This is a genomic window from Kitasatospora sp. NPDC001132 (assembly GCF_053598415.1).
In genome coordinates, this window is sequence record NZ_JBSFKF010000027.1 from 78,997 (window position 1) to 105,637 (window position 26,641).

General features: G+C 73.7%; 22 protein-coding genes, 2 tRNA genes and 1 pseudogene. 18 read left to right on the top strand and 7 right to left on the bottom strand.

What is annotated here, in order from left to right; translation table 11 throughout:
- Nucleotides 1-73: 73 nt before the first annotated feature.
- The 3 genes from ACWDBE_RS29105 (at nucleotide 74) to ACWDBE_RS29115 (ending at nucleotide 4,494) form a co-directional block, all read left to right on the top strand.
- Complete coding sequence (locus ACWDBE_RS29105; RefSeq protein WP_449809513.1) at nucleotides 74-1,471, top strand: S8 family serine peptidase; 1,398 nt, start codon at nucleotides 74-76, stop codon at nucleotides 1,469-1,471.
- A gap of 112 nt (nucleotides 1,472-1,583) precedes the next feature.
- Nucleotides 1,584-2,972, top strand: a complete 1,389-nt coding sequence (locus tag ACWDBE_RS29110) for a S8 family serine peptidase (RefSeq protein ID WP_449809514.1) — start codon at nucleotides 1,584-1,586, stop codon at nucleotides 2,970-2,972.
- Between the two features lie 151 nt (nucleotides 2,973-3,123).
- Nucleotides 3,124-4,494: an MFS transporter gene (locus ACWDBE_RS29115; protein ID WP_449809515.1), complete on the top strand. Its 1,371-nt coding sequence runs from the start codon at nucleotides 3,124-3,126 to the stop codon at nucleotides 4,492-4,494.
- Nucleotides 4,495-4,506: 12 nt separating this feature from the next.
- Here ACWDBE_RS29115 and ACWDBE_RS29120 read toward each other — a convergent pair whose 3' ends face one another.
- A complete protein-coding gene (locus tag ACWDBE_RS29120; protein WP_449790413.1) occupies nucleotides 4,507-5,103 on the bottom strand; it encodes a flavodoxin family protein in 597 nt (198 codons plus the stop codon).
- 158 nt (nucleotides 5,104-5,261) lie between these two features.
- On the opposite strand from ACWDBE_RS29120, the gene ACWDBE_RS29125 reads away from it, so the two are divergent.
- The 5 genes from ACWDBE_RS29125 to ACWDBE_RS29145 all read left to right on the top strand — a co-directional run bounded on the left by ACWDBE_RS29125 (nucleotide 5,262) and on the right by ACWDBE_RS29145 (nucleotide 9,288).
- Nucleotides 5,262-5,759: a winged helix-turn-helix transcriptional regulator gene (locus ACWDBE_RS29125; protein ID WP_449790414.1), complete on the top strand. Its 498-nt coding sequence runs from the start codon at nucleotides 5,262-5,264 to the stop codon at nucleotides 5,757-5,759.
- A gap of 115 nt (nucleotides 5,760-5,874) precedes the next feature.
- A tRNA-Thr gene (locus ACWDBE_RS29130) sits at nucleotides 5,875-5,950 on the top strand.
- A 170-nt stretch (nucleotides 5,951-6,120) separates the two neighbouring features.
- On the top strand, nucleotides 6,121-6,789 hold the full coding sequence (locus ACWDBE_RS29135; protein WP_449790415.1) for a LuxR C-terminal-related transcriptional regulator: 669 nt from the start codon (nucleotides 6,121-6,123) through the stop codon (nucleotides 6,787-6,789).
- A gap of 162 nt (nucleotides 6,790-6,951) precedes the next feature.
- Complete coding sequence (gene galE, locus ACWDBE_RS29140; protein ID WP_392914602.1) at nucleotides 6,952-7,914, top strand: UDP-glucose 4-epimerase GalE; 963 nt, start codon at nucleotides 6,952-6,954, stop codon at nucleotides 7,912-7,914.
- 345 nt (nucleotides 7,915-8,259) lie between these two features.
- Complete coding sequence (locus ACWDBE_RS29145; RefSeq protein WP_449809516.1) at nucleotides 8,260-9,288, top strand: LuxR C-terminal-related transcriptional regulator; 1,029 nt, start codon at nucleotides 8,260-8,262, stop codon at nucleotides 9,286-9,288.
- Nucleotides 9,289-9,327: 39 nt separating this feature from the next.
- Here ACWDBE_RS29145 and ACWDBE_RS29150 read toward each other — a convergent pair whose 3' ends face one another.
- Nucleotides 9,328-9,825: a MarR family winged helix-turn-helix transcriptional regulator gene (locus ACWDBE_RS29150; RefSeq protein ID WP_392873969.1), complete on the bottom strand. Its 498-nt coding sequence runs from the start codon at nucleotides 9,823-9,825 to the stop codon at nucleotides 9,328-9,330.
- 110 nt (nucleotides 9,826-9,935) lie between these two features.
- On the opposite strand from ACWDBE_RS29150, the gene ACWDBE_RS29155 reads away from it, so the two are divergent.
- Entirely contained in the window at nucleotides 9,936-10,733 is a 798-nt protein-coding gene (locus ACWDBE_RS29155; RefSeq protein WP_449790418.1) for a methyltransferase domain-containing protein, read from the top strand.
- 78 nt (nucleotides 10,734-10,811) lie between these two features.
- Here ACWDBE_RS29155 and ACWDBE_RS29160 read toward each other — a convergent pair whose 3' ends face one another.
- The gene (locus ACWDBE_RS29160; RefSeq protein ID WP_449790441.1) at nucleotides 10,812-11,414 is read right to left on the bottom strand and encodes a TetR/AcrR family transcriptional regulator; all 603 of its coding nucleotides are present in this window, start codon (nucleotides 11,412-11,414) and stop codon (nucleotides 10,812-10,814) included.
- Nucleotides 11,415-11,602: 188 nt separating this feature from the next.
- A complete protein-coding gene (locus ACWDBE_RS29165; RefSeq protein WP_449790419.1) occupies nucleotides 11,603-12,643 on the bottom strand; it encodes an acyl-CoA desaturase in 1,041 nt (346 codons plus the stop codon).
- A 248-nt stretch (nucleotides 12,644-12,891) separates the two neighbouring features.
- Here ACWDBE_RS29165 and ACWDBE_RS29170 point away from each other — a divergent pair.
- The 6 genes from ACWDBE_RS29170 to ACWDBE_RS29195 all read left to right on the top strand — a co-directional run bounded on the left by ACWDBE_RS29170 (nucleotide 12,892) and on the right by ACWDBE_RS29195 (nucleotide 17,767).
- Nucleotides 12,892-12,962: transfer RNA gene (locus ACWDBE_RS29170), tRNA-Gln, on the top strand.
- Between the two features lie 143 nt (nucleotides 12,963-13,105).
- Nucleotides 13,106-14,560 carry a bifunctional UDP-N-acetylglucosamine diphosphorylase/glucosamine-1-phosphate N-acetyltransferase GlmU gene (gene glmU, locus ACWDBE_RS29175; RefSeq protein WP_449790420.1) on the top strand — a complete coding sequence of 485 codons (1,455 nt, stop codon included), beginning with the start codon at nucleotides 13,106-13,108 and terminating at the stop codon, nucleotides 14,558-14,560.
- Between the two features lie 203 nt (nucleotides 14,561-14,763).
- A complete protein-coding gene (locus ACWDBE_RS29180; RefSeq protein ID WP_392914597.1) occupies nucleotides 14,764-15,741 on the top strand; it encodes a ribose-phosphate diphosphokinase in 978 nt (325 codons plus the stop codon).
- A 282-nt stretch (nucleotides 15,742-16,023) separates the two neighbouring features.
- The gene (locus ACWDBE_RS29185; protein WP_449790421.1) at nucleotides 16,024-16,611 is read left to right on the top strand and encodes a 50S ribosomal protein L25/general stress protein Ctc; all 588 of its coding nucleotides are present in this window, start codon (nucleotides 16,024-16,026) and stop codon (nucleotides 16,609-16,611) included.
- 109 nt (nucleotides 16,612-16,720) lie between these two features.
- Complete coding sequence (gene pth / locus ACWDBE_RS29190; RefSeq protein ID WP_449790422.1) at nucleotides 16,721-17,299, top strand: aminoacyl-tRNA hydrolase; 579 nt, start codon at nucleotides 16,721-16,723, stop codon at nucleotides 17,297-17,299.
- 144 nt (nucleotides 17,300-17,443) lie between these two features.
- The gene (locus ACWDBE_RS29195) at nucleotides 17,444-17,767 is read left to right on the top strand and encodes a hypothetical protein (protein WP_449809517.1); all 324 of its coding nucleotides are present in this window, start codon (nucleotides 17,444-17,446) and stop codon (nucleotides 17,765-17,767) included.
- Between the two features lie 153 nt (nucleotides 17,768-17,920).
- Here the strand turns inward: ACWDBE_RS29195 and ppc are convergent, their stop codons facing one another.
- On the bottom strand, nucleotides 17,921-20,719 hold the full coding sequence (gene ppc / locus ACWDBE_RS29200) for a phosphoenolpyruvate carboxylase (RefSeq protein WP_449790424.1): 2,799 nt from the start codon (nucleotides 20,717-20,719) through the stop codon (nucleotides 17,921-17,923).
- Nucleotides 20,720-20,978: 259 nt separating this feature from the next.
- Here ppc and ACWDBE_RS29205 point away from each other — a divergent pair, with 259 nt between their 5' ends.
- Complete coding sequence (locus ACWDBE_RS29205; RefSeq protein WP_449790425.1) at nucleotides 20,979-22,247, top strand: sensor histidine kinase; 1,269 nt, start codon at nucleotides 20,979-20,981, stop codon at nucleotides 22,245-22,247.
- Nucleotides 22,248-22,299: 52 nt separating this feature from the next.
- On the opposite strand, the gene ACWDBE_RS29210 is transcribed toward ACWDBE_RS29205, so the two are convergent.
- Nucleotides 22,300-22,827 carry an SUKH-3 domain-containing protein gene (locus ACWDBE_RS29210; RefSeq protein ID WP_449790442.1) on the bottom strand — a complete coding sequence of 176 codons (528 nt, stop codon included), beginning with the start codon at nucleotides 22,825-22,827 and terminating at the stop codon, nucleotides 22,300-22,302.
- A gap of 60 nt (nucleotides 22,828-22,887) precedes the next feature.
- Complete coding sequence (locus ACWDBE_RS29215; protein ID WP_449790426.1) at nucleotides 22,888-23,349, bottom strand: YwqJ-related putative deaminase; 462 nt, start codon at nucleotides 23,347-23,349, stop codon at nucleotides 22,888-22,890.
- A 553-nt stretch (nucleotides 23,350-23,902) separates the two neighbouring features.
- Between ACWDBE_RS29215 and ACWDBE_RS29220 the strand changes: the two genes are divergently transcribed.
- Complete coding sequence (locus ACWDBE_RS29220; RefSeq protein WP_449790427.1) at nucleotides 23,903-24,904, top strand: SMI1/KNR4 family protein; 1,002 nt, start codon at nucleotides 23,903-23,905, stop codon at nucleotides 24,902-24,904.
- A gap of 97 nt (nucleotides 24,905-25,001) precedes the next feature.
- Nucleotides 25,002-26,641, top strand: a pseudogene (locus tag ACWDBE_RS29225) (hypothetical protein); the annotation flags it as partial.

A 26,641-nucleotide genomic window follows, 5' to 3' on the forward strand; every position in this document is an offset into this window, starting at 1 on the left:
GCTTCCCCGGTGGCCGGGCAGGTTTGTTCGGGGCGCGCTTCCCGGTCGACGGAGAGATTGACGAGGAGTTGTGATGGGGCGGACGAACGCGCGAGCGCGTTGGCGGGCTGCTGCTGCGGCACTTCTGGCGGCGGGAATCGTGGTCGGCCCGGTCGCAGCACCCGCGGTTGCCGAGGACACGATCCGGCAGCAGCAGTGGCATCTGGAGGCCATGCACGCCCCGGAGATGTGGAAGGTCACCAAGGGACAGGGCGTCACGGTCGCGGTGATTGACAGCGGGTTCAAGTTCGATCATCCGGACCTGGAGGGGCAGTTCCTGCCCGGCCAGGACTTCAGCGGAAGTCCGGGCGGTGTGGGTTCGTTCGCGGACGGCCACGGCACGGCGATCTCCAGCTTCATCGCCGGGACGGGCAAGGGAAACGGGGGTACCGGCGCACAGGGGCTGGCGCCAGGCGTCAAGGTGCTTCCGTTGAAGATCAACACCGGCAAAGTCGGGTCGGTCGTCTCGACCGATTTCCTTGGTCAGATCGGGCAGGCCGTCGACTATGCCGTAGCTCAGGGTGCGAAGGTCATCAATATTTCGCAAGGGATCGACGCGGTGACGGCCTTCCCGGCGGATGTGGCAAAACTCAACGGGATCATCGCGGCGGCCAGGGAAAAGGGGGCCCTGGTGTTCGCTGCCGTCGGGAACGAAGCCGAGAAGGGGAATCCCATCGAATATCCCGGCGCGCTTCCCGGGGTGGTCGGCGTCGGAGCTTCGGATCGAAACGGCACTGTCACGGCGGAGTCCGAGCGAGGCCCGCAGGTGGTATTCGTCGCGCCTGGCATGGATATGATCGCGGCTTGCACCGCGTCCACGGGCTACTGCAAGAGTCATGGCACGTCGGATGCGACCGCCGTGGTGTCGGCCTCCGCGGCATTGGTGTGGGCAGCGCATCCGAGCTGGACGGGCAACCAGGTTCTGCGGGTGCTCATCAATACCGCGGGAAAGCCCAATGACGGGTCCGGCCGCAATGACATCGTCGGTTACGGCGCCGTGCGCCCGCGTGTTGCCCTGACGGACCCGGGGGACCCCGGCCCTGCGAACGTGTCACCGCTTCCGGTCAGCTCCGCTGTGCCGTCGGCGGCCCCGGCGCCTACGGCAAGTGCGTCCACTCCCGCATCGGCGGCGCCGAGCCCGGCCGACACGCCGACCGATGTTGCTGTCGCTGCGCCGTCGGCGCAGCCGAAGGCGGAGGAGTCTTCGGGTTCGAGCAGCACGCTTCCGATCGTGGCCGGTGTGGTTGCCGGCCTGGTGGTGGTGGCCGGGGTGGTGTTCGTGGTGGTGCGGCGTCGGCGGAAGCCGGCCGGGGAGCCCGAGGTGGTCCAGGTGCCGCCGGTGCCGCCGCAGCAGCAGCCGATGGGGGCGGTACCTCCGCCGCCGTCGTACCAGCCGCCGGTGCCGCCGGAGGACAACCCGTACGCGCGATGATTGATCGTCAGCGGACGGCAACGACTGCCCGGCCACTGGGCTTCCCCGGTGGCCGGGCAGGTTTGTTCGGGGCGCGCTTCCCGGTCGACGGAGAGATTGACGAGGAGTTGTGATGGGGCGGACGAACGCGCGAGCGCGTTGGCGGGCTGCTGCTGCGGCACTTCTGGCGGCGGGGACCGTGGTCGGCCCGGTCGCAGCACCCGCGGTTGCCGAGGACACGATCCGGCAGCAGCAGTGGCATCTGGAGGCCATGCACGCCCCGGAGATGTGGAAGGTCACCAAGGGGCAGGGCATCACCGTCGCCGTGATCGACGGAGGGTTCAAGCTGGATCATCCGGACGTGGACGGGCAGTTCCTGCCAGGTAAGGACTTCAGCGGAAGCTCCGGCGGCGTGGGCTCGTTCGGAGACGGCCACGGAACGGGCATCGCCAGTCTGATTGCCGGGACGGGCAAGGGGAACGGGGGCACCGGTGCCCAGGGCCTGGCTCCGGGCGTCAAGATCCTTCCGCTCAAAATCAACAACGGGTCTGTTGGGACGTTGATCTCCGCTGACTTCCTCGGGCAGATCGGAGAGGCAATCACCTACGCGGTCGACCAAGGTGCGAAGGTCATCAATATTTCGCAGGGCATGAATTCGGTGATGCCCCAGCCGGAGGATGTGGCCAAGCTGAACCGGATCATTGCGACCGCCAGGGAAAAGGGCGTCCTCATCTTTTCGAGTGTCGGGAACGAAGCCGAAAAGGGGAATCCCGTCGAGTACCCAGGGGCTCTTCCCGGCGTGGTGGGTGTAGGGGCGGTTGATCGAAACGCAACTGTCACGGCCGAGTCCGAGCGGGGGCCGCAGGTCGCTCTTGCCGCGCCAGGTGTGGATGTCATCGGGGCCTGCACTTCATCTACTGGTTACTGCAAGAGCCACGGCACTTCGGATTCTTCAGCCCTGGTTTCCGCCTCTGCTGCTCTTGTCTGGTCCGCCCACAAGGACTGGACTGCGAACCAGGTCCTGCGAGTGCTCATCAATACGGCCGGCAAGCCGAATGACGGGTCCACGCGCAACGAGCTGATCGGCTACGGCGTGATCCGCCCCAGGGTTGCGTTGACTGATCCGGGCGACCCTGGTCCGGCGGATGTTTCACCTATTCCGACGGCGACGGTCGCACCTTCGACTGCCGCGTCGCCTTCGGCGAGCGCCTCGGTCGCCGCGTCGTCGGCGCCGAGCCCGGCTGGCACGCCGACGGATGTTGCTGTCGGTGCGCCGTCGGCGCAGCCGAAGGCGGTGGAGTCCTCGGGTTCGAGCGGCACGGTGCCGATCGTGGCCGGTGTGGTTGCCGGCCTGTTGGTGGTGGCCGGGGTGGTGTTCGTGGTGGTGCGGCGCAGGCGGAAGCCGGCCGGGGAGCCCGAGGCCGTCCAGGTGCCGTTGCAGCAGCCGATGGGGGCGGTGCCGCCGCCTCCGCCGTCGTACCGGCCGCCGGTGCCGCCGGAGGACAACCCGTACGCGAGGTAGCCGCGTTCGGGGTCGGACACGTGCGCGAGGGCGTCGGGTTCATCCTGGCGCCCTTGCGCGCGTTCGTGGGGCGTGAGGGTTGGGGGTGTGCGCCGGGGTCACTCGGGTGGAGGCTGGTGGGGGTGGGGTGGGGGTGGCGAGGGTTGGCGGTATGGATGCGGAGGGTGCTTGGCGGGTCGGGCAGGTGCGTCGGGCGGCGGCTGCGGCGCTGATCGGGACGGCGATCGAGTTCTACGACTTCTTCATTTACGGGACGGCGGCCGCGTTGGTGTTCGGGCCGGTGTTCTTTCCCGGGCTGGGCGCGGTGGGGGCGCTGTTGGCGGCGTTCTCGGTGTACGCGGTGGCGTTCCTGGCCCGGCCGGTGGGGGCGGTGGTGTTCGGGCACTTCGGGGACCGGGTGGGGCGGAGGGCGACGCTGGTGGTGTCGCTGCTGCTGATGGGGCTGGCGACGGCCGGGGTGGGGCTGCTGCCGGGGTTCGGGGTGTGGGGGTGGTGGGCGCCGGCGATGCTGGTGGTGCTGCGGGTGTGTCAGGGCGTCGGGTTGGGTGGAGAGTGGGGCGGGGCGGCGCTGCTGATCGCGGAGAGCGCCCCGGCCGGGCGGCGGGGGCGGTACGGGGGGTTCCTGCAGCTGGGGCCGACGATCGGGTTCGTGCTGGCGAACGGGGTGTTCCTGGCGCTGCAACTCGGCTTGGACGAAGGGGCGTTCCGTGCGTGGGGTTGGCGGGTGCCGTTCCTGGCCTCGTTCGTCATGGTCGCGGTGGGGCTGTTCGTCCGACTGCGGGTCGAGGAGTCGCCGCTGTTCCGGACGGAGGGCCGCCGGGAGCGGCTGCCGGTGCTGGAGGTGCTGCGGGGGCACTGGCGTCCGGTGTTGGCGGGCAGCGGGGCGATCACCGTGGGGTACGCGCTGTTCTACCTGACCACGACGTACGCGCTGGCGTACGCGACCGGCGGGCTCGGGGTGGCGAGCACGCTGGTGCTGTCGATGCTGCTGGTCGGCGCGGCGGGCATGGCGGCGACGGTGTGGCTGAGCGCCTCGCGCAGTGACCGGTGGGGCCGTCGGCGGACGCTGTTCTGGGCGACGGGTCTGGCCGCGGTCTGGGCGCTGGTGCTGTTCCCGCTGCTGGAGACGGTGAGCCGGCCGTTGATGTTCGTCGCGTTGGCGGGGTCGATGGTGGTGCTGGGCGGCGTGTTCGGGCCGTTGGCGGCGTTCCTGCCGGAGCTGTTCCCGACCCGGGTGCGCTACACGGGCGCGGCGCTGACGTACAACCTGGGCGGGGTGGTCGGCGGGGCGACGACGCCGCTGGTGGCCACCCGGTTGACCGGGGTGTACGGAACGGCGCAGCCGGTGGGCTGGTACCTGGCGGTGCTGGGGGTGCTGGCGCTGGGGTGTCTGCGGATGCTGCCGGAGAACACCGGCGCGGAGCTCGGCTCGGCGGACGGCTCGGCGGACGGGCCGGTCGACGGTCTGGTGGACGGCGGACGCCGCCGGGCGCCCCGGTGGGGGGCGGACCCGGCGGCGTAGCGGAGCGGGGGCTCAGCCGGCCAGGGCGGCGCGGCCGGCCAGCACGACGGCGGTGTGCCGGGCGACGCGCTCGCCCAGGTGCTCGGCGGTGGCGATGTCGGCCTTGTGGACGCCCTCCGGGCCGGCGTCGACCGCGGACGAGGCGGCGGCGCCGTTGAAGAAGCCGAGCCGGTTGAGGTCGTTCTCGGAGCCGGCGGTGGAGTTCCAGCCGGGCTTGAGGCCGAGGTTGACCCAGTTCATGCCGTGCTGGGCGGCGAGGGTCTGGAAGAAGCCGAGGGTGCCGGCCTTGTCGCCGCTCTTGGAGCCGGAGTTGGTGAAGCCAGCCGCGACCTTGTCCTTCCAGGCGTCGGTGAACCAGCGCTTGCTGGTGGCCTCGGCGAAGGTGTGGAAGGCGCCGGAGGCGGTGCCCATGTAGGTGGGGGAGCCGAAGACGATCGCGTCGGCGCCGTCCAGCTGGGCCCACTGCTCCTCGGTGATGGTGTCGACGGCGATCGTGACGACCTCGGCACCCGCGGCGGCGGCGCCACGGGCGACGGCCTCGGCGATCACGGCGGTGTGGCCGTAGCCGGAGTGGTAGGCGAGGGCGACGGTCGGACGGACGGCGGTCATGCGGCACTCCAGGGAAGGGAACGGGCGCGGGCGGGCGTGGAGACGGGAAGGGGCGCGACACGGTGGCAGCGACCCCGGCTCGTTCGGTCTCCAATGTAGACCAAGTCTCTATTGGTTACCAAGGGTGGAATGGAGACCGGCCGGGCTACCCTGGATGCATGACGACGGAGCGAGCGGCGCGGGCCCGGAGCGGACGGCCCGCGGAAGCGGGCGGGCAAGGCGCGCAGGACGGGCCCGACGTCCAGGGTGGGCCCGACGCCCGGGATGGGTCCGACGCCCGGGGCGGGCAGGAGTACGACCGGTTCGCGCGGCTGTGCCCCAGTCGCGAGGTGTTCGCCGAGCTGGCCGACAAGTGGTCGATGCTGATCCTGACGAGCCTGCACCTCTCTGGTTCGCAGCGCTTCTCCGAGCTCCAGCGCGGGATCGGCGGGGTCAGCCGCAAGATGCTCACCCAGTCCCTGCGCAATCTGGAGCGCAACGGGCTGGTGCTCCGTACGGTCTTCCCGGAGACGCCGCCGCGGGTGGTCTACGACCTGCTGCCGCTCGGCCGCGAGCTGGCCGAGCTGCTGGAGCCGGTCGGCCGGTGGACGGAGCGTCGCGCCGGGCGGATGCTGGCGGCCCGCGAGGAGTTCGACGCGGCGCACGGCGAGGGCTGAGTCGCCTCCGGCCGCCCGGTGCGGGCGGAGCGGAGGCCGATTTCCCTTCCGGGCCCGGAGCCGTGTAATGTCTTCCTTGTTCGAGCGGCCGGGAGAAACACCGGCAAGCGAGCAAGCCCCTATAGCTCAGTCGGTAGAGCGTCTCCATGGTAAGGAGAAGGTCTGCGGTTCGATTCCGCATGGGGGCTCCACTGAAAGACCCTCGCCTCACGGCGGGGGTCTTTCGCGTTTCCCGGCCGGTTCCGCACGGTCGACACGCCACGGCCTAGCGGGGCGGGTGCGGAATGCGCTGTGATGGTGCGTCATCGGCCGCCGGCCCGAGGGGTGCGGGCGCGAGCCGGACCCCGACCTGGAGGGCGTCATGGGTGTTCGACTCGTGGTGGTGGACGACCACCGGTTGCTGGCGGAGGCGCTGGCCACCGCACTTCAACTGCGCGGTCACCGGGTGCTCGCGGTCGGTTCCCCGGCGGGCGTCGCCGCCGATCTGGTGGTCGGGCGACGGCCGGAGGTGTGCCTGCTGGGGGTGGCCGGGCCGGGGGAGCCGGGCGCCTTCGACGGGCTGCGCCGGATTCGTCGCGAACGCCCCGAGGTGGCCGTGATCGTGCTCGGCCCGGTGGGCGAACTGCGCGGGGTGGCGGCGGCGTTCGCGGCCGGAGCGGCCGGGTACGTGCCCAGCGACGAGCGGATCGAGGTGGTCGAGCGGGCCATCGGGCGGGCGCGCGCGGGCGAGGCCGCGGTCGCGGTGGACATCCTGCGGGGGGCCTTCGACCAGCTGCTGCGCCCGGCGGCGGAGCCGGACGACGAGGCCGTGCGGCTGCTGCGGCTGCTGACCCGCCGTGAGGTGCAGGTGCTGGCCCGGATCGCGGACGGCGAGGACACCGCGGCGATCGCCGCCGGGATGCGGATCGCCGCCAGTACCGCCCGGACCCATGTCCAGCGGGTGCTGATGAAGCTCGGCGCGCGGACCCGGCTGGAGGCGGCCGCGGTCGCGGCGCGCACCGGTCTGCTGGAGCGGATGGCCGGTGGCTGACGGCTCGTGAACCGGTGGCCGACGGCTCGGTGAGAAGGCTGGAATCAGTCGTCCGTGTGGTGCGGAGCACCCCGGGGGGATTGGGAGAATGACCCCAGTCGTACGCATTCCGTCGATGGCTTCCGCCCGACGGGCGGACCGTCGTTCGCTGGAGGTCGCAACATGAGTAAGTACCTGGTCACGGGTGGCGCCGGCTACGTCGGCAGCGTGGTCGCCGCCCACCTGCTGGAGGCGGGGCACCAGGTGACCGTCCTGGACGACCTCTCCACCGGTTTCCGCGAGGGCGTCCCGGACGGTGCCGAATTCGTCGAGGGCCGGATCCAGGAGGCCGGCAAGGTGCTGGACGGCTCCTTCGACGGCGTGCTGCACTTCGCCGCGTCCTCGCAGGTCGGCGAGTCGGTCGCGGACCCGGAGAAGTACTGGCGCAACAACGTGGCCGGCTCGCTGGAGCTGATCAGTTCGATGCGCGCGGCGGGCGTGCGCAAGCTGGTGTTCTCGTCCACCGCCGCCACCTACGGCGAGCCGGAGGTCGTGCCGATCGCCGAGACCGCCCGCACCGCGCCGACCAACACCTACGGCGCCACCAAGCTCGCCGTGGACCACCTGATCACCAGTGAGGCCGTCGCGCACGGTCTGGCCGCCGTCTCGCTGCGCTACTTCAACGTGGCCGGCGCGTACGGTGCGTACGGTGAGCGGCACGACCCCGAGTCGCACCTGATCCCGCTGGTCTTCCAGGCCGCGCTGGGGCAGCGCCCGCACATCGCGGTGTACGGCGACGACTACCCGACCCCGGACGGCACCTGCATCCGCGACTACATCCACGTCGCCGACCTGGCCGAGGCGCACCTGCTGGCGCTGGACACGGCCGAGCCGGGCGAGCACCTGATCTGCAACCTGGGCAACGGCAGCGGCTTCTCGGTGCGCGAGGTGATCGAGTCGGTGAAGCGCGTCACCGGCCGGGAGATCCCGGTGCGGGTCGAGGGCCGGCGGGCCGGCGACCCGGCGGTGCTGGTGGCCTCGGCCGCCCGCGCCCACGAGACGCTCGGCTGGACCCCGCGCCGCCCGAACCTAGACGAGATCGTCGCCGACGCCTGGAAGTTCACCCTGGCGAAGAACGGCCACTGAGCGACAGAAGAACGGCCACTGGGCGACAAGCGCCGGGGAGGGGCCGGTCGGGGAGATCCCGGCCCGACCGCCGGTGCGGCGCCGCACTCGGAAGACGTCCGGGCGCGGCGCCCCGCGGGGGCGGTCGGATGCTCCAAGTCCGGCTGCCCGCGCACCTTCTGACGAAACTTCACCGAATCGCCACGAGCGCGTTTCCCGCCCCGTACGCTGAGTGCGGTACCGGTGGGGGCCGGCGCCCATTCGGTCTCACCGGCCACCGGTGGGCGGGCGGAACGGCGGCTCCGGAGCGCGGATGCCGGGCCGGTCCCGCCCCGGGCTCGGGCGGTCTGAGCAGGGGGAGGGACGATGGCGCGGATTCGCGTCCTGGTGGTCGACGACCACCGGATCTTCGCCGAGGCACTGGCCGCGGCGCTGGCCGCCGAGCCGGACGTGGAGGTGGGGGCGGCCGGCAGTGCCGCCGCCGCCGAGCGGGCCTTGGAGCGTGCGGCCGGCGAGGGCCGCGCCTACGACGTGGCACTGATCGACGCCGACCTCGGAGTCGAGGCGGGTGGCACGGGCGGCACGGCCGGAGTGCCCGGTACGGCCGGGTTACCCGGCGGGCCCGGGGCGGTCGGGCAGCCCGGCGGACCGGGGGCACCCGGAGTCGGCGGAGCACTCGCCCGTCGGCGGCCGGGCGCGGAGCACGGCGACGAGGCCCGGCGCGGCCGCGCCGCCCCGCCCGTACCGCAGCCGCGCCGGCCGGCCGTACCGCCGGGGGCGCCCGTCGCGCTGTCGAGCGGGCCGCTGCCCGGCGCCCGTCCGGTGGCGGACCCGCTGCGGGGCGACCAGCTGAGACCCGCGACCCCGACGCCCGACGGCATCACCCTGCTGGCCCGGCTCCGCCGTGCCCACCCCGGGCTGCGCGCCGTCGTGCTGGCCGCCGCCGACGACCCGCACCGCGCCGCCCGCGCCCTGCATGCGGGCGCCACCGGCTGGGTGGCCAAGGAGAGTTCGCTGGCCCGGCTGCTCGCAGTGGTCCGGGGCGTGCTGCGGGACGAGACGCACCTGCCGCCCGCGCTGCTCACCGGGGTGATCCGCGAGCTCACCACCGCCCGGCGGGACCGCACCGAGAGCGAGCGGCTGGTGGACACCCTGACCCCGCGGGAGAAGCAGATCCTGCGCTGCATGGTCGCGGGCCTCGGCCGGCAGGCCGTGGCGGAGCGGCTCTACCTGTCGCCGCACACCGTCCGGACGCACATGCAGAACGTGCTGGGCAAGCTCGGGGTGCACTCGACGCTGGCGGCCGTCGCGGTCGCCCGCCGGGCCGGGGTCAGTCCCGCCGAGCCGGCCGCGCCCCCGCCGCCCTCGGTGGTCGGCAGCGTCGAACGGCCCTGAGTCGGGAGCCGCGGCGGCAGGGGAGCCCGGGAGCCGCCGTCAGCCCGGGATGTTGTCGAACGGGGCGACCAGCACCCGCAGCAGCGCGGCGAGTTCGGTCTGCTGGCCGGAGCTGAGCTGGGCGAGCAGTTCGCGTTCGTGCGCGAGCAGCCCGGCGAGCGCCTGGTCGGCGCGGTCACGGCCGTCGTCGGTGAGCCGGACCAGCACGCCGCGCCGGTCGTCCGGGTCGGGCAGGCGCTTGACCAGGCCCTTGCCGGTGAGCCGGTCGATCCGGTTGGTCATGGTGCCCGAGGTGACCAGGGTCTGGGTGAGCAGCTGGCCGGGGGAGAGCTGGTACGGGGAGCCGGCCCGCCGCAGGGCGGTCAGGACGTCGAACTCCCAGGGCTCCAGGCCGTGCTCGGCGAAGGCGGCGCGGCGGGCGCGGTCCAGGTGCCGGGCGAGCCGGCTGACCCGGCTGAGCACCTCCAGCGGCTCCACGTCGAGGTCGGGGCGCTCCCGGCGCCACGCTGCGACCAGCCTGTCGACCTCGTCCTCCATGACGATCAGTGTATCGGTGGATGTGTCGATGTGAAGTCTCTTGACATCGAGAAATGTGCCAGCGAGGCTACCCGAGATATCTTGATATCGAGATACCTGCGAGGTGAACCATGACCGATCCCGTCTGGGACCCGGCGCAGTACCTGCGCTTCGCCGACGAACGCACCCGCCCGCTGCGCGACCTGCTCGCCCGCGTCCCCGCCCTCCCGCACCCCGGTGCCGAGGCGATCCTGGACATCGGCTGCGGCCCGGGCAACTCCACCGCCGTCCTGCGCGAGCGCTGGCCGCGCGCCCGCCTCACCGGCGTCGACAACTCCGCCCCGATGCTGGCCGCCGCCCGCACCGACGGCGAGCCCAGTGCCGAGTACCTGCTCGCCGACGCCCGCGACTACGACCCGGCCCCGGCCCGGCCGGACCTGATCGTCTCCAACGCCACCCTCCAGTGGGTGGACGGGCACCTGGCGCTGCTGCCGCGCTGGGCGGCCGCCCTCGAACCCGGCGGGGTGCTCGCCTTCCAGGTGCCCGGCAACTTCGACGCCCCCAGCCACACCCTGCTCGCCGACCTGCGCCGCAGCGCCCGCTGGCGGGACGCGCTCGGCGAGGAGGCCGTCCGGGCCGGCGTCCACCGGCCCGAGCGCTACCTCGACGCCCTGGTCGCCGCCGGCTGCCTCCCGGACGTCTGGGAGACCACCTACCTGACCCTGCTGCCGGGGGCGGACCCGGTCCTGGAGTGGGTCAAGGGCACCGCGCTGCGCCCGGTCCTCACCCGGCTCACCGACCCGGCCGACCGCGCCGCCTTCCTCGCCGAGTACGGGCGGCTGCTGCGCGAGGCCTATCCGGCCGGGGCGCACGGGACGGTGTTCCCGTTCCGGCGGATCTTCGCGGTGGGGACCAGGCGGCCGGACTGAGCCGGATGGGCCGGACGGGCCGAGCCGGACGCCGGGCCGCTTGGGCCGAACGGGGTGGCCCGCGACGGCCCCGGCCGGTCAGGCCTTGCGTTCGCCGACCAGCTTCGGGTGCCGCTCCAGGCCCTCCAGCCCGTGCCAGGCGAGGTTCACCAGGTGCGCCGCCACCGTCGCCTTGTCCGGCTTGCGGACCTCCAGCCACCACTGCCCGGTCAGCGCGACCATCCCGACCAGCATCTGCGAGTACATCGGGGCCAGCCGGGCGTCGAAGCCGCGGGACTTGAACTCCAGGCCCAGGATGTCCTCGACCTGGGTGGCGATGTCGCTGATCAGCGAGGCGAAGGTGCCGGTCGACTGGGCCACCGGGGAGTCCCGGACCAGGATCCGGAAGCCGTCCGTCGAGGTGTCGATGTAGTCCATCAGCGCGAAGGCGGCCTGCTCCAGCAGCTCGCGCGAGTGCCCGCCGGTCAGGGCCCCGGTCACCATGTCCAGCAGCAGCTGCATCTCGCGGTCGACGACCACCGCGTAGAGCCCCTCCTTGCCGCCGAAGTGCTCGTACACCACGGGCTTCGACACCCCGGCGCGCTCGGCGATCTCCTCCACCGAGGTGCCGTCGTAGCCGCGCTCCGCGAAGACCGTCCGGCCGATCTCCAGCAGTTGCTCGCGCCGCTGCTTGCCGGTCATCCGGACCCGGCCGCCCCGGCGGCGCGGGGCCGGGGCGGAGTCGCCCTCGCCGGGGCCGGCCGCCGGTGCAGCGGGCCGCGGACGGGTCGGCGCCGAGGCGGGCGCCGCGTCCGTCCGCGTGCTGTGGTGACCGCCTGTGCTGTCTGCGCTGCTCCCGTTCACCCCTACATCATGCTGGAAGCAACGCCTCATGCGGCGCGGCGGGCGGCGATCCGCTGCGCGTCCGGCCAGCGGACGTCCCGCACCCAGCCGGCCAGCTCGAACCAGCGGATCAGCCGGGCCGAGGAGTCGATCTGCCCGCGCAGCACCCCGTGCCGGGCCGAGGTCGGGTCGGCGTGGTGCAGGTTGTGCCAGGACTCGCCGCAGGAGAGCAGGGCGAGCCACCAGACGTTGCCGGAGCGGTCCCGGGAGCGGAACGGGCGCCGGCCGACGGCGTGGCAGATCGAGTTGATCGACCAGGTGACGTGGTGCAGCAGTGCCACCCGGACCAGCGAACCCCAGAAGAAGGCGGACAGCGCCCCCTCCCAGGACAGGCTCACCAGGCCGCCGACCAGCGCGGGCAGCAGCAGCGAGATGGTGGTCCAGAGCCAGAACAGCCGGGAGATCCGCCTCATGGCCGGGTCGCGCACCAGGTCGGGGGCGTACTTGAGCTGCGAGGTCTGCTCCTCGTCGAACATCCAGCCCATGTGGGCCCACCACAGGCCCTTCAGCAGCGCCGGGACGCTCTCCCCGTAGCGCCACGGCGAGTGGGGGTCGCCGTCCTTGTCGCTGAACCGGTGGTGCTTGCGGTGGTCGGCCACCCAGCGCACCAGCGGGCCCTCGACGGCGAGGCTGCCGGCGATCGCCAGCGCCAGGCGCATCGGGCGGCGGGCCTTGAAAGCGCCGTGGGTGAAGTAGCGGTGGTAGCCGATGGTGATGCCGTGGCAGGTGAGGTAGTACATGCCGGCGGTGATCGCGAGGTCCGTCCAGCCCAGCCCCCAGCCCCAGGCCACCGGGACGGCGGCCACCAGGGCGGCGAACGGCACCAGGATGAACAGGGAGAGCGCGATCCGCTCGGCCAGGCCCTGCTTCTCCCCGCCGCGGGTGGCGGACAGCCGGGTGGCCGCGGTGCCGGTCCCGGCGGTCTCGACGCTGTCGGCGGACTCGATGACGTCGGTCGGGTCGGTGTCCGGCGACGGAGTGCGGGACGCGGCGTTCTCCGCGCGCGCCTCGCCTGCCTGAATGGTCATGGGCGTCCCTTCGCGGCGTTCCGGAACGGGAGAGAAGCGGAGCTACGTTGGCGTAACCTACGGCATCGTAGGTTGCGCTCCGCGTCCAGCGGAACACTCCGCCGCGCGGCGCTTGAGTGAATTCACCCGACTGGATGGATGAACCGCGCCTCCGGCGGGTTCGGCCGCCGGAGGCCGAATCGAGGCCGTGGATCGGTGCAGTTCGATACCCACGGCAGGGCCCTCTCGGGTAGGGTCTGACACGACTGTCCGCCGTGGTGTAATGGCAGCACAGGGCCCTTTGGAGGCCTTTGTCTGGGTTCGAATCCTAGCGGCGGAGCCTCTGCGCGCTTCGGGTTCGGGCGTTTTCCCCCGCGCCGGTATTGTCGGTGCTGCTCGGCGGACTGTGCGAATGGCGACCGGCCTGGGTCCGGGCCGGGCCTGCTCTGCCCTCTCTGTGAACCTACCGAGGAGCCTCCCCGCATGGGTGCCAATTCGCTTGCCGCCGTTGTCGTGCTCGCCGCCGGTGGCGGGACCCGGATGAAGTCGAACAAGCTGCCCAAGGTGCTGCACGAGGTGTGCGGGCGCTCGCTGGTGGGTCACGCCGTCTCGGCGGCCCGCGAACTGACCCCGGGCCAGCTGGTCGTGGTGGTCGGGCACCAGCGCGAGCAGGTCGTGGCGCACCTGACGGAGCACTACCCGGCCACCCGCACCGCGGTGCAGGAGGAGCAGAACGGCACCGGGCACGCCGTGCGCACGGCGCTGGAGTCGCTGTCCGCCGACGGCGTGGCGCTGGACGGCACGGTGATCATCACCGCCGGCGACTCGCCGCTGCTGACCGGGGAGACCCTGCGCCGGCTGGCCGACGCGCACGCCGCCCAGCAGAACGGCGTCACCGTGCTGACCGCCGTCGTCCCGGAGCCCTTCGGCTACGGCCGCATCCTGCGGGACGAGGACGGCGCCGTCGCCGCGATCGTCGAGGAGCGGGACGCCAGCGCCATCCAGCGCGCGATCACCGAGATCAACTCCGGCGTCTTCGCCTTCGACGCCAAGCTGCTCTCCACGGCGCTGGGCGAGCTCACCACGGACAACTCGCAGGGCGAGGAGTACCTGACCGACACCCTGGAGATCCTGCGCAAGGCGGGCCACCGGGTCGGCGCCGTGGTGGCCGAGGACCACCGGGACATCCTGGGCATCAACGACCGGGTCCAGCTGGCGCACGCCCGCCGGCTGCTGAACGACCGCCTGCTGGAGCGGGCGATGCGCGAGGGCGTCACCGTGGTGGACCCGGCGACCACCTGGTTCGACGTGCAGGTCACGTACGAGCCGGACGCCGTGGTGCTGCCGAACACCCAGCTCCAGGGCGCCACGCACCTGGGCGAGGGCTGCGAGGTGGGCCCGAACTCCACCCTCAAGGACACCCTGGTCGGCGCCGGCGCCCGGGTGAGCAACACCACGGCCGACCGCGCCGAGGTGGGCGAGCTGGCCACCGCCGGTCCGTACGCCTACCTGCGTCCGGGCGCCAAGCTGGCCCGCAAGGCGAAGGTCGGCACCTACGTCGAGGTGAAGAACTCCGAGCTGGGCGAGGGCGCCAAGGTGCCGCACCTCTCCTACATCGGCGATGCCACGATCGGCGAGGGCACCAACGTCGGCGCGGCCTCGGTCACCGTGAACTACGACGGCGTGAACAAGCACCGCACGGTCATCGGCGCGCACTGCCGGACCGGTTCGGACAACATGTTCATCGCCCCGGTCACCATCGGTGACGGCGCCTACACCGCGGCCGGCTCCGTGATCACCGGCGACGTCCCGGCCGGGGCGCTCGGTGTGAGCCGGGCCACCCAGCGCAACATCGACGGCTGGGTCGAGCGCAAGCGCCCCGGGACGGCATCCGCGCAGGCCGCGCAGGCGGCGGCGGACGGGGCCGAGCAGGCCTGAGCGGGCGGCGCCCCGGGACAGCCGGTAGTCCCGGGGCGGACGGTTTCTGCGCGGGCGCGTAACCTTGGGGACATACGTGCGCCACTGGGCTTACCGCCCGTGTCCAGGCGTACCGACATTTCCCCTACCCGTGCCGCGAGCGGGCCCTGCCTGCCCGCCGCCGGGTCGAGGGTTCAGCGTCCGCAACGCGAGGAGACGGTGCAGTGAGCGGGATCACGACGTCGGGTGAGAAGAAGCTGAAGCTCTTCTCCGGCCGTGCCCACCCGGAGCTGGCGAAGGAGGTGGCCGCGGCGCTCGGGACCGAACTGGTCCCCACCAAGGCCCTGGACTTCGCCAACGGCGAGATCTACGTCCGCTTCCTGGACTCCGCGCGTGGCGCGGACTGCTTCGTGATGCAGAGCCACACGGCTCCCATCAACCAGTGGATCATGGAGCAGTTGATCATGATCGATGCTCTGAAGCGGGCTTCCGCCAAGAGCATCACCGCGATCCTGCCGTTCTACGGCTACGCCCGCCAGGACAAGAAGCACCTCGGGCGCGAGCCCATCTCGGCCCGTCTGATCGCCGACCTGCTGCGCCAGGCCGGTGCCGACCGCCTGATGGCCGTGGACCTGCACACCGCGCAGATCCAGGGCTTCTTCGACGGCCCGGTGGACCACCTGTTCGCGCTGCCGCTGCTGGCCGACTACATCGGCGAGAAGGTCGACCGCTCCAAGCTGACCGTCGTCTCGCCGGACGCCGGCCGCGTGAAGGTCGCCGACCAGTGGTGCGACCGGCTGGACGCCCCGCTGGCGATCATCCACAAGCGCCGCGACATCACCCAGGCCAACACCATCCTGTCGGCCGACGTCGTCGGTGACGTCAAGGACCGGGTCTGCGTGCTCGTCGACGACATGATCGACACCGCCGGCACCATCTGCGCCGCGGCTGACGCGCTGTTCGACAACGGCGCCGCGGACGTCGTGGTGGCGGCCACCCACGGTGTGCTCTCCGGCCCGGCCGCGGACCGGCTGAAGAACTCGCGGGTGAGCGAGTTCGTGTTCACCAACACGCTGCCCACCCCGGCCTCGCTCCAGCTGGACAAGATCACCACGCTGTCCATCGCCCCGTCGATCGCCGCCGCGATCCGCGAGGTCTTCGAGGAGGGCTCGGTGACCAGCCTCTTCGAGGGCGTGCACTGACGAAGTCCCGTGCGGGCGGCTCCGGTCCTGACGGGCCGGGGCCGCCCGCCGATTTCACGGGAGGCCGCCGGTGCGGTTAGACTCGTGAAACTGCTCGGCGAGGGATGCCGTGTGCCCGCTCGCCGGGTGCCCGCTCCGTGATCGACGCGCTGCCGGTGCCGGACTCCCGTCCGCCCGGCAGGCCGTTGCCGCCGAGCGACCCCCGAACGTACTGAGGGTGTGGTCCCGGCGGTTTTTCGCGTTGCCTGCACCCCCGCGCCAGTTTCCACGAGGAGTGCAGTCGTGTCCGAGATCCGTATCGCCGCTGAGACCCGTTCCGAGTTCGGCAAGGGTGCCGCCCGTCGTGCCCGTCGCGCCGGCTTCGTCCCCGGTGTCGTCTACGGCCACGGCCACGCCCCGGTTCACCTGAACCTGCCCGGCCACGACCTGATGATGGCCCTGAAGACCCCGAACGCCCTGCTGGTCGTCCCGATCGACGGCAAGGACGAGTACGTGCTGCCGAAGGCCGTCCAGCGCGAGGCCATCAAGCGCACCATCGAGCACGTCGACCTGCTGCTGGTCAAGCGCGGCGAGAAGGTCACCGTCGAGATCCCGGTCCACGTCGAGGGCGAGCTGGCCCCGGGCGGCAACCTGGTGGAGCACGTCCTGCAGGCCCTGCCGATCGAGGCCGAGGCCACCCACCTGCCCGAGTCGGTCACCGTCTCCGTCGAGGGCCTGGAGGCCGGCGCCTCCATCCACGCCAAGGACATCGTCCTGCCGGCCAACGTCTCGCTGGCCGTCGAGGCCGACGCCGTCGTGCTGCAGGTCATCGCCGCCCAGGCCGCCCCGGTCGAGGAGGAGGCCGCCGAGGCCGAGGGCGCCGAGGCCTGAGCCTCGCGTCACTAGCTGAGACCGCTGCCCCGGTCGCTCCCGCTGGAGCGGCCGGGGCAGCGGTGTGTCCGGGATGATGGCAGGGCCTAGCGCGAAGGAGGAAGAAGGCATGGCGGACGAGTACGAGGGCCCCTGGTTGGTGGTGGGGCTGGGCAACCCCGGGGAGCAGTACGCCCGGAACCGGCACAACATCGGCTTCATGGTGGTGGACCTGCTGGCGCAGCGGATGGGCGCCAAGTTCAAGGCGCACAAGAGCCGGGCGCAGGTGGCCGAGGGGCGGCTGGCGGGCAAGCGGGTGGTGCTGGCCAAGCCGATGTCCTTCATGAACCTCTCCGGCGGGCCCGTGACGGCGCTGCGCGACTTCTACAAGGCGCCGGCCTCGGCGCTGATCGCGGTCCACGACGAGCTGGACATCGACTACGCGGCGCTGCGGCTGAAGCTGGGCGGCGGGGACAACGGCCACAACGGCCTGAAGTCGATCACCAAGTCGCTGGGCCCGGACTACTACCGGGTGCGGTGCGGGATCGGCCGCCCGCCGGGCCGGATGGAGGTCGCGGACTTCGTGCTGAAGGACTTCTCCTCGACCGAGCGCAAGGAGCTGGAGTGGTTCGTGGACCGCTCGGCGGACGCGGTGGAGGCGCTGCTGTCCGAGGGGCTGGAGCGGGCCCAGGGCACGTACAACTCCTGACCCGGACTGACGCGACGTCAGAACGCCTGCGCGTACGCAACGGTCGTACAACGCTTGCCCGTCCAAACCTGAATCCGTGTGAGAACCCTGTGCGGGATCGGATAGCGTCGGTCCGGTACGCGAACGAGTCCTGGGGAGTTCTCGATGCGGGGATTGCGTCCGGTCCGCCGGGTGCGGCGGAGCCGGGTGGTCGAGCCGAAGCGGCTCGGGCGGCGGGTCGGTGCGGCCGGTGCGCTGGGGGTGGCCGGGGTGCTGCTGTCGGGCGGCGCGCTGGCGCACGCGGATTCGGCCGTCGAGTCGGACCCGGCGGTCTCCCCGGAGCCGGCGGCGGCGCAGTTCGGCCCGGTGCTCGGCGATTCGATGGGCCCCGACGCGGGGCTGCTGGCGGTCGGCGGCGGCCTGGTGGTGGCGGCCGGCGGCGCGGCGCTGTGGCTGAAGCGCAGGCGCGCGGGCGAGGGCGCGGAGTAGGGCCCCAGCCGGCGTCCCACACGGCCCCCGCACGCGCCTCGCGACCCCACGCGGCGCCTCGCGGAGCCGGAAGCCCGCGCGGAGCGGGAACCTCACGGCCGAGGGCCGGTGTCCGGACGGGACACCGGCCCTCGGCCGTTCGCGGTCCGGCCGTCAGCCGGTGTTGCGCAGGCCGGCGGCGATGCCGTTGACGGTCAGCAGCAGCGCGCGGGCGCGCAGCGGGTCGTCCTGGCGCCCGGCCGAGAGCTCCTCGCGCTGGCGGCGCAGCAGCGCGACCTGGAGGTAGGAGATCGGGTCGAGGTAGGCGTCGCGGACGGCGAAGGTCTGCTTCAACACCGGGTTGTGCTCCAGCAGTTCGCTCTCGCCGGTGAGCCGGAGCACCTCGCGCAGGGTGAGCGCGTGCTCGGCCTTGATCTGGTCGAAGACGTGGTGCAGCTCGCCGGGCACCAGCTGCTCGACGTAGTGGCGGGCGATCCGCAGGTCGGTCTTGGCCAGCGTCATGGCGACGTTGGACAGGAAGTTGCGGAAGAAGTGCCACTCGCCGTACATCTCGGTCAGCACGTCGCCGAGGCCGGCCGCGCGGGCGGCGGCGAGGCCGGAGCCGACGCCGTACCAGCCGGGGACGATCTGCCGGGACTGGGTCCAGCCGAACACCCACGGGATGGCCCGCAGGCCGTCCAGGCCGGCGCCGGAGTCGGGGCGGCGGGACGGGCGGGAGCCCAGGTGCAGCGAGGCGAGCTGGTCGACCGGGGTGGAGGCGAAGAAGTACTTCGGCAGGTCCTCCTGCTCGACCAGGGCGCGGTAGGCGGTGTGGGCGGCGTCCGAGACCCGGTCCATCGCGGCGTCCCAGCGGGCCAGTTCCTCGGGGGCCTGGCGCGGGGCGGTGTGCAGCGCGGAGGCCGCGAGGGTGGCGGAGAGGGTCAGCTCCAGGTTCTCCCGGGCCAGCGAGGGGAGCAGGTACTTGTCGGAGATGACCTCGCCCTGCTCGGTGACCTTGATCTCGCCCTCCAGGGTCCCCCAGGGCTGGGCCAGGATGGCCTCGTGCGAGGGGCCGCCGCCGCGGCCGACGGTGCCGCCGCGGCCGTGGAACAGGCGCAGCCGGATGCCGTAGCGGTGGGCGACGTCGCGCAGCCGGCGCTGGGCGCGGTGGATCTCCCACTGGGAGGTGGTGATGCCGCCGAACTTGGAGGAGTCGGAGTAGCCGAGCATGACCTCCTGGACGTCGCCGCGCAGCGAGACGAGCAGGCGGTAGGACGGGTCGGAGAGCATCTCGTCGAGGATGCGGTCGGCCTGCTGGAGCTCGTCGGTGGTCTCCAGCAGCGGCACGATGCCGATCTTGGCGAGGCCGGCGTGCAGGTCGATCAGGCCGGCCTCGCGGGCCAGCACGGTGGCGGCGAAGACGTCGTCGGCGCCCTGGCACATGGAGATGATGTAGCTCTCGACGATCTCGTCGCCGAAGCGGTCGAAGCCCTCGCGGATGGTGTTGAACACGCCGAGGGTCTTGGTGCCGGCCTCGTCCAGCGGGGCCGGGGTGGGGGCGAGCGGGCGGCGCGAGCGGAGTTCCTTGGCGAGCAGCTTCTGCCGGTACTCGCGGGGCATGTCGGCGTAGCGCCAGGCCTCCTCGCCGAGCCGGTCGAAGAGCTGGCCGAGGGCGTGGTGGTGGGCCTCGGCGTGCTCGCGCACGTCCATGGTGGCGAGCTGGAGGCCGAAGGCCTCGACGGTGCGGATGGCGCGGGCGAGGCGGCCGTCGGCGATCAGTTCGCCGCGGTGGGAGCGCAGCGAGTCCTGGATCAGCCGCAGGTCGGCGATCAGCTCGCGGGTGCCGAGGTAGTCGCGGCCCGGGACGTGCGGGGTGCCGCCGGCCAGCCGCTCGCGGGTGTTCTCCAGCTTGAGCCGGATGCAGGTGGCCTTGAGGCGGTACGGCTCCTCGGCGTTCATCCGCTTGTAGCGCGGGCTGAGTTCGGGGAGCAGGTGCAGGTCGGTGTTGAGCGAGGCGAGCAGCTCGACCGAGGCGCCGGCCAGCCGCTCGGAGGTGGAGAGGGTGTTGCGCAGGTCGTCGATCGCGGCGAGCGCGTCCTTGATGCCGTACTCGTGCTGGAGGTTGAGGACGTCCCAGGTGACCTTCGGGGTGACGTTGGGGTTGCCGTCGCGGTCACCGCCGATCCAGGTGCCGAAGGTGAGCGGCCGTACGCCCTCGGGCAGGCCCAGGCCGACCCGGGCGAGCTCCTCGTGCAGTTCCTCCAGGACCTCGGGGACGGCCTCGCGGTAGAGCTCGTCCAGGTAGTAGACGGCGTTGCGGGCCTCGTCGGTGGGCTCGGGGCGGGCGATGCGCAGTTCGTCGGTCTGCCAGAGCAGGTCGATGACCTCGGCCAGGCGGCGGTCGGCGGAGCGCTTGGCGCTGCTGGTGCGGGCCTGGTCGGCGGCGGCCAGGCCGGAGGTGACCTCGTCGCGGTGGATGCGGTCGAGGAGTTCGCCGATCCGGCGCAGCTTGTTGAGGACGCTGCGGCGGGCGGCCTCGGTGGGGTGGGCGGTGAAGACCGGGCGGACCGCGAGGTGGGCCAGGGTGTCCTGGAGGTGCTTGGGGTCGGCCTCGGCGAGCTGGTCGGCGGTCTGGGCGAGCAGCGAGCCCTGCCGGGCGCGGCGGGTGGCGAACTCGCGGCCGCGGTGCACCTGCTCGGTGACGTTGGCGAGGTGGAAGTAGGTGGAGAACGCCCGGACCAGCTTGGCGGCGGTGTCCAGGTCGATGTCGGAGAGGAGCTCGGCGGTGGCCTCGCCGTCGGTGCGGCTCAGCAGGCGGACCTGTTCGACCAGGCCCAGCAGCTGGGGGCCCTCCTGACGGACCAGCGTCTCGCCGAGCAGGTCGCCGAGGCGGCGGATGTCCGCGCGCAGAGCGGCGTTGTCGGCGCTGACGGGCGTGGGGTTGTCCGCCGGGGCGGGGACCGGAGCGGTCACGGCTGGCTCCCTGTGGTGGTGGGGGTTCGGCAACGGCTCATCGTCACAGTCCACACGCGTGTGGCCGGCGTGACGCGTGCGGACCGCGCTGTCCGACGCGACCCAGCATAGGTGTCGGGGCGGATGCTGTCCGCGAGGTGGCCGGATGGCGGACAGCGCTGCCGAAAACCACCTGTGGTCTGGACCACTTGACGGGTTGGTGGAGTGTGACGGGCAATCCCGGTGGGGAGGGGAGGAGGTTGCCGCTTACTCTGTGGGGATGAGCAAGTCGCCTGGGGAGCGCGTGCCGGTCCGGTCGTTCTGGTGGTGGAAGCGGCCGCGCAGCGCTTTCCTGGACATCGGGCTGGCGATGCTCGCAGCGGTGGAGTGCGCGGTCAGCACGATCGCCTTCCTCTCCGCCCGGATCCACGTCAGCACCGCGGGAGCGGTCGGGATAGCCGTGCTCGGCACGCTGGCCGGCGGCTCGCTGGTGGTGCGCCGGCGCTGGCCGGCCGTCCCGGTGCTGGTGACGCTGCTGGTGATGCCCGGGATGCTGGGCGTGGTGCTGCTGGTGGTGGCGCTGTACACGCTCGCCTCGACCTGGGAGTGGCCCTCGCGCCGCCGCCGGGTGGTGGCGCTGTCCGCGCTGGCCTTCGCCGAGGCGGCCGCCGTGATGGCGGTGTCGCTGATGACGCCCGGCGACGCGCCGGTGGATCCGCCGCCGCTGTGGGGCCAGATCCTGCTGTCGCTGCTGGTGTCGGTCGGGCTGACCGTCGCCCCGGTGGTGACCGGACTGTACGTCGGCGCGCGGCGGCGGCTGATCGAGTCGCTCAAGGACCGCGCGCACGGCCTGGAGACCGAGCTGGACCTGCTCGCCGAACAGGCGCAGGAACGCGCCCGCCGGGCCCGCCTGGAGGAGCGCACCCGGATCGCCCGGGAGATGCACGACGTGGTGGCGCACCGGGTGTCGCTGATGGTGGTGCACTCCGGGGCGCTGGAGCGGATCGTCGTCAAGGACCCGGAGAGGGCCGCGCAGAGCGCCAAGCTGATGGGCGAGGTCGGCCGGCAGGCGCTGAACGAGCTGCGGGAGATCCTCGGGGTGCTGCGGATGGACGACGAGCGGCAGCCGGAGCCGGACTCGCTGGCCGGACTGCCGCGGCTGGTCGACCAGTCCAGGGCGGCCGGGATGGCGGTGACGCTGACGGTCAGCGGCAGCCGGCAGGAGTTCACCGGCGAGGCCGAGCAGACCGCCTACCGGGTCGTCCAGGAGGGCCTGACCAACGCCCACAAGCACGCGGGCGGCGCCCAGGTGTCGGTGCTGCTCTCGTACGCGCCGAACGGGGTGCGGGTGGCCGTGGTGAACGCCTGCCCGGGCGGGGAGCGGGGCGCGGCGAAGCTGCCGAGCGGGGGCAACGGGCTGGTCGGGATGCGGGAACGGGTGATCGCGCTGGGCGGCACCTTCTCCTCCGGGCCGGAGGCGGACGGCGGGTTCCGGATCGAGGCGGTGCTGCCGTCCCGGTTGGCGGTGCGGGCCGAGCGGCTGCGCTGAGCGGCTGTGCTGCGCCGGCGGGCCGGCGGGCCTCGGTACTCGTCCGGGTCCCTCAGTACGCGTCGGCGGTGCGCAGCAGCTCCGGGGCGGTGCCCAGGACCAGCGTGGAGATCGCCTGGTCGATGCCCTGGCCGAGGAACCACTCGCCGGTGTGGTCCAGGCTGTAGACCCGGCCCTCCTCGTCGACGGCCAGCAGCGCCTGCCCGTACGCCTCCTCGCCGAGCGGGGCCAGCTGCGTCCCCAGCGCCCGGCCGAGGTCGAGCAGGGTGCGCGGCTGGTGCAGACCGCACAGCGGGTCGATGAGGAACGGGGTGCGGGCCAGCTGGCGGCCCGGGCCGGACAGGTCGAAGGCGAGGCCGCCGAACTCGGCCCAGGCCTCCACCGCCGCCGGGAAGACCGCGTGCCGTACGCCGGCGGGCGCGCCGTGCCCGACCAGGGTGTCGGCCCACTCCTCGGCCTGCCGGATCTGCCAGCGGCCGGGGTGCCAGCCGGCCGCCTTGAGCTCGGCGGCGACGTCGGCGGGGAAGCGGGGCCGGGTCCGCGTGCCGGCGGGGGAGAGGGTGGCCGGTGCGGGCGGGATGGGCGGGTTCAGGGCGGGCTCCAGGGCTGGGGGACGGGGACGTGCCGGCCGCTCGGCCGGTCAGTGCGCGGGCGGGCCGACGGCGACGCTGCGCACGGTGAAGTGCTCCAGCATCGGGGCGCAGGAGCGGCACGGCGGCGCGTGGCTGCCGTGCGCCGGGTCGCCCTCCTCACGGATGCGCACGGTCGTCATCCGGGAGCCCTTGAGCGCCTTGCGGGCCTCGTGCAGGGTCATCGGCTTGCGGGCGGCGCGCTTGGAGCGCCTGCCGTCGACGGCGGTCAGGTACTGGGAGAGCAGGACGGCCTCCGGGCAGCGGCCGGTGAACCGCTCGCGGGCCTCGGCGGGCAGGGTGTCCAGGAACTCGGCGACCAGGTGGTGCAGCACCGGGCGGCGCGGGTCCTTGTCGCCCGCCAGGGTGTGCACCTCGCCGCCCTTGAGCGACAGCGCGGCGGCGACGGCGGGCAGCAGGCTGTCGCGGTGGTGGCGCAGCACGGGCGGGCCCGCCGGCTCACCGGTGGTCATCCGTCCTCCTCCTCGTCATCCCGACGTCGGCCGCGGTGGCCGGGCCGGTCCGGGGCAAGCCTGTCAAACGACACCGACAACCGCACATCCGGGGTGCGGCGCAGGCCGGTGCCGCGACGGCCCGGCCGCCGCCGTACCCGATGCTGTCGAATGCTCACCGGTCCGTCACGACTTGTCCGTCGATGTGCCGAAACGGCCCCCGGGCCAGGCTCGCGGCCGGTACCGTTCCGGCCGCGAGCCGGAGGGGACGCGGCCGACCGCCCGGGGGCAGGTGCCGCAGGCGGGCCGACTCCGGTGCCCGTGCCGGACGTTGGGGCCGCCGGGAACGGGGCCGGGGCGCGCCGCCCGGCGCCGGTCCACCGGCAGCCCGCGTTCCGTCACCTCGGCCACCGCGAGGGGACGTTCCCGGTCGCCGGGCGGGCGGTGGTGACGGCGGTGGGTCCGGGAGGTGCGCCGAGTCCGTCGTCCGCCTGGCAGCCGGGGGGTTGAGGGCAGGCCCTAGGCTGGTGCCCAGCAGGCACCGTATTTTGCAGCAGCCAGTGGGGGCTCCCAGATGACGACAGGTCGGCCCGGCGTCGCCGCCGCACCGAACGCGGCGTACGCAGGTCAGGTGGTGCAGTTCCCGGACCCGGTCCGCGCGGAGCGGCACCCCGCCGGGGTCAGGGTGGACGAGTACGGCTTCCCGGACTTCGGCCCGTACGCCGCCGCGGCGGCCGAGGTGGCCGACCCGCCGGAGGGCTTCGGCGTGGACGAACTGCGGCTGACCGACTACGTCTCGGCCAACGCCGCGCTCTACACCCAGGGCCACCCGCTGTGGGCCGACCTCCCGACCGCCGTCGCCACCCCGCCCGGCTGGACCTGGCACCACGCGGTCGGCCGCGCCGCCCCCGGCTGGCGGCGGATGGAGCTCGTCCCGGTCGAGGTCAAGGCGCTGCTGCGGCACCACGGCGGCCTGGCCACGTCCGGCGCCGACCACACCCGCCGCGGCACCCGCCCGCTGCAGGAGCGCCGGCCGGTGCACTTCTCGCTGGCCAGGGACGGCGGGGACCCGATCGGAGTCCCCGAGGACCTGGTGCAGCGCGCCGAGGAGCGCCTCGGCTACCGGCTGCCCGACGCCTACCGAACCTTCCTCAAGCTGGGCGGCGGCCGCGCCCCGGTCGGCGTGGGGCTGGACACCGAGCTCGGACTGCTGCTCGACCAGCCGTTCCTGACGCTCACCGAGGAGTACGGCACCCAGGACGTCGTGTACGCCAACAAGTGCCTGCGCGACCACCTCACCAAGGACTACCTGGGCATCGCCTACGCGCAGGGGGGCCTGGTCGCGCTCAAGGTGCGCGGCGAGCGGGCCGGCTCGGTCTGGTTCCACCTGTACGACGACGCCCGCGACACCGGCGCCCCGGAGGCCCCGGAGGACCGCTGCGCCCGGCTGCTGCTGCCCTGCGGCGAGGACTTCGACGCCTTCCTGCTGCGGCTGGCGGGCAGCCCGCCGGAGCTGGAGACGGTCGCGGCGCTGATGGTGGACGGCGGGTTCGCCCGCGCCGTCCCGATGGGCTGAGGCGCGTGGTCGCGGTGGTGTCGGTGGCCGCGGTGTTCGCGGTGGAACGCGCGGTGGAACGGGGGACGAAGAGGATGCGGACAGGGGTGAACCGGGCGTGGTGACGTACGCGCAGGCGCAGGAGCTCGCCGAGGAGTGGATCAACGGCGGGGTGCCGCGCACGCGGCAGCGCGAGGTACGGGTCCGGGAGTTCGACCTGGGCTTCGTCTGTTGGGCGGTGGCGCCCGCGGGCCCGGCCGAGGGTGCGGGCGGTGCGGGCGGCGGCTCGGGGGAGGCGCGGCTGGTGATCGCCCGGGACTCGGGCGCCAGCACGCTGTGGCCCGCGCTGCCCGTCAACGAGGTGGTCCGGCAGTACGAGGAGGTCTACGGGCGGCCGGTGGCGGCCAACCCGGCGGGGGCGGCGAAGCCCGCGCCCGGGCCGGTGGAGGCGACCTCCTTCCTGCTCAGCCCGCCGCAGTGGCTCCAGGAGGCGGGGGCCGCGGCGATCGCGGCGGAGGCGGAGCGGCTCGGGACGGCTCCGGCCGCTGCCGCGGCTGCCGAGCCCGTCGAGGAGCCGCCGGCTCCGGCGCCGCAGCCCGCGCCGGCCGTGCGGCCCGCACTGGCGGAGCCGGCCGCGCCGGCCGTGCAGCCGGCGCCGGCCGTGCTGACCGAGCCGCCGGTCTCCGACCGGCCCGCCGGGGACGCGCCGACCATGCTCGCGCCGCCGCCGGGGCAGGACGAGCCGGCCGTCGTACCGCAGCCGGCACCGGGGCCGGTGCCGCAGGCTGCCGCGCCGGTCGCGCCTGATGTGCCCGCCGCGCCCGCGACGCCCGTCCCGCCCGCAGCGCCCGTCGCACCCGTGGTGCCGGGCCCGCCGGCCGGGGCCGAGGCCGCGACCATGCTGATGCCCGAGGGGCTGCGGACCACCGGCTCGGATCTGCCCGAGCCCGCCGCGCCGGCGGGCGCCGAGGCCGCGACCATGCTGATGCCGCCGACGGGCGGCGGCTACGGCATGCCCCCGGTCCCGCCGTCCGCGCCGGCCCCGGCCGCCGCGGAGCAGCCGCCCGTCGCCCCGCCGGCCCCTGTGCCCGCCCCGGCCGCCGAGCCGGCGCCCACGCTGCTCGCCTCGCCGGACGCCATGCCGGGGCTGATGGGCCTGCCGGGCGCTCCGGCCGCCCCGCCCGCCGGCGGTCCGCAGGTGGAGCACGCGCCGACGATGCTGGCCCCGCCCGGCGGTCTGCCCGGTCTCGCCGGTCTGCCGGGCGCCCCGGCCCCCGGCGTTCCGGCCCCGGGCGCCGGCGTTCCGGCCCCGGGCGCCCCGGAGGGCGGCTCGCCGCAGGCCGGGCTCGGCCGGGGCGCGGGCTCCGCCCCGCCGCCGCCCCCGCCGGCCGCGCTGCGCGGTGGCCCCGCCGGTCCTCCCGCCGCGGGCGCCGCTCCCGCCGGGCTGGGGCGCAACGCGGGTTCGGGCCCGCCGCCGCCCCCGCCCGCCGGGCTGAAGCACACCCCGGGTGCCGGCACGCCCGTCGCCAACCCCGGCGGCCGTGGCGCCGCCTCCGCCCCGCCGCCCCCGCCCCCGGCGGGCCTGCGCGGGGGCGAGGCCCCGGCGGCCGCGCCGACCGCCGGCCCGGCCGCGTCCGGGACGGCGTACGAGGCGACCCAGCTGGCGAGCGCGATCGACCCGGCGCCGGCGGCCGGCCCGGCGGACCCGGGCACCCCGCCGTCCGGCGGCCCCGCCGTCCCGCCGCCGCCCGGCGGCCC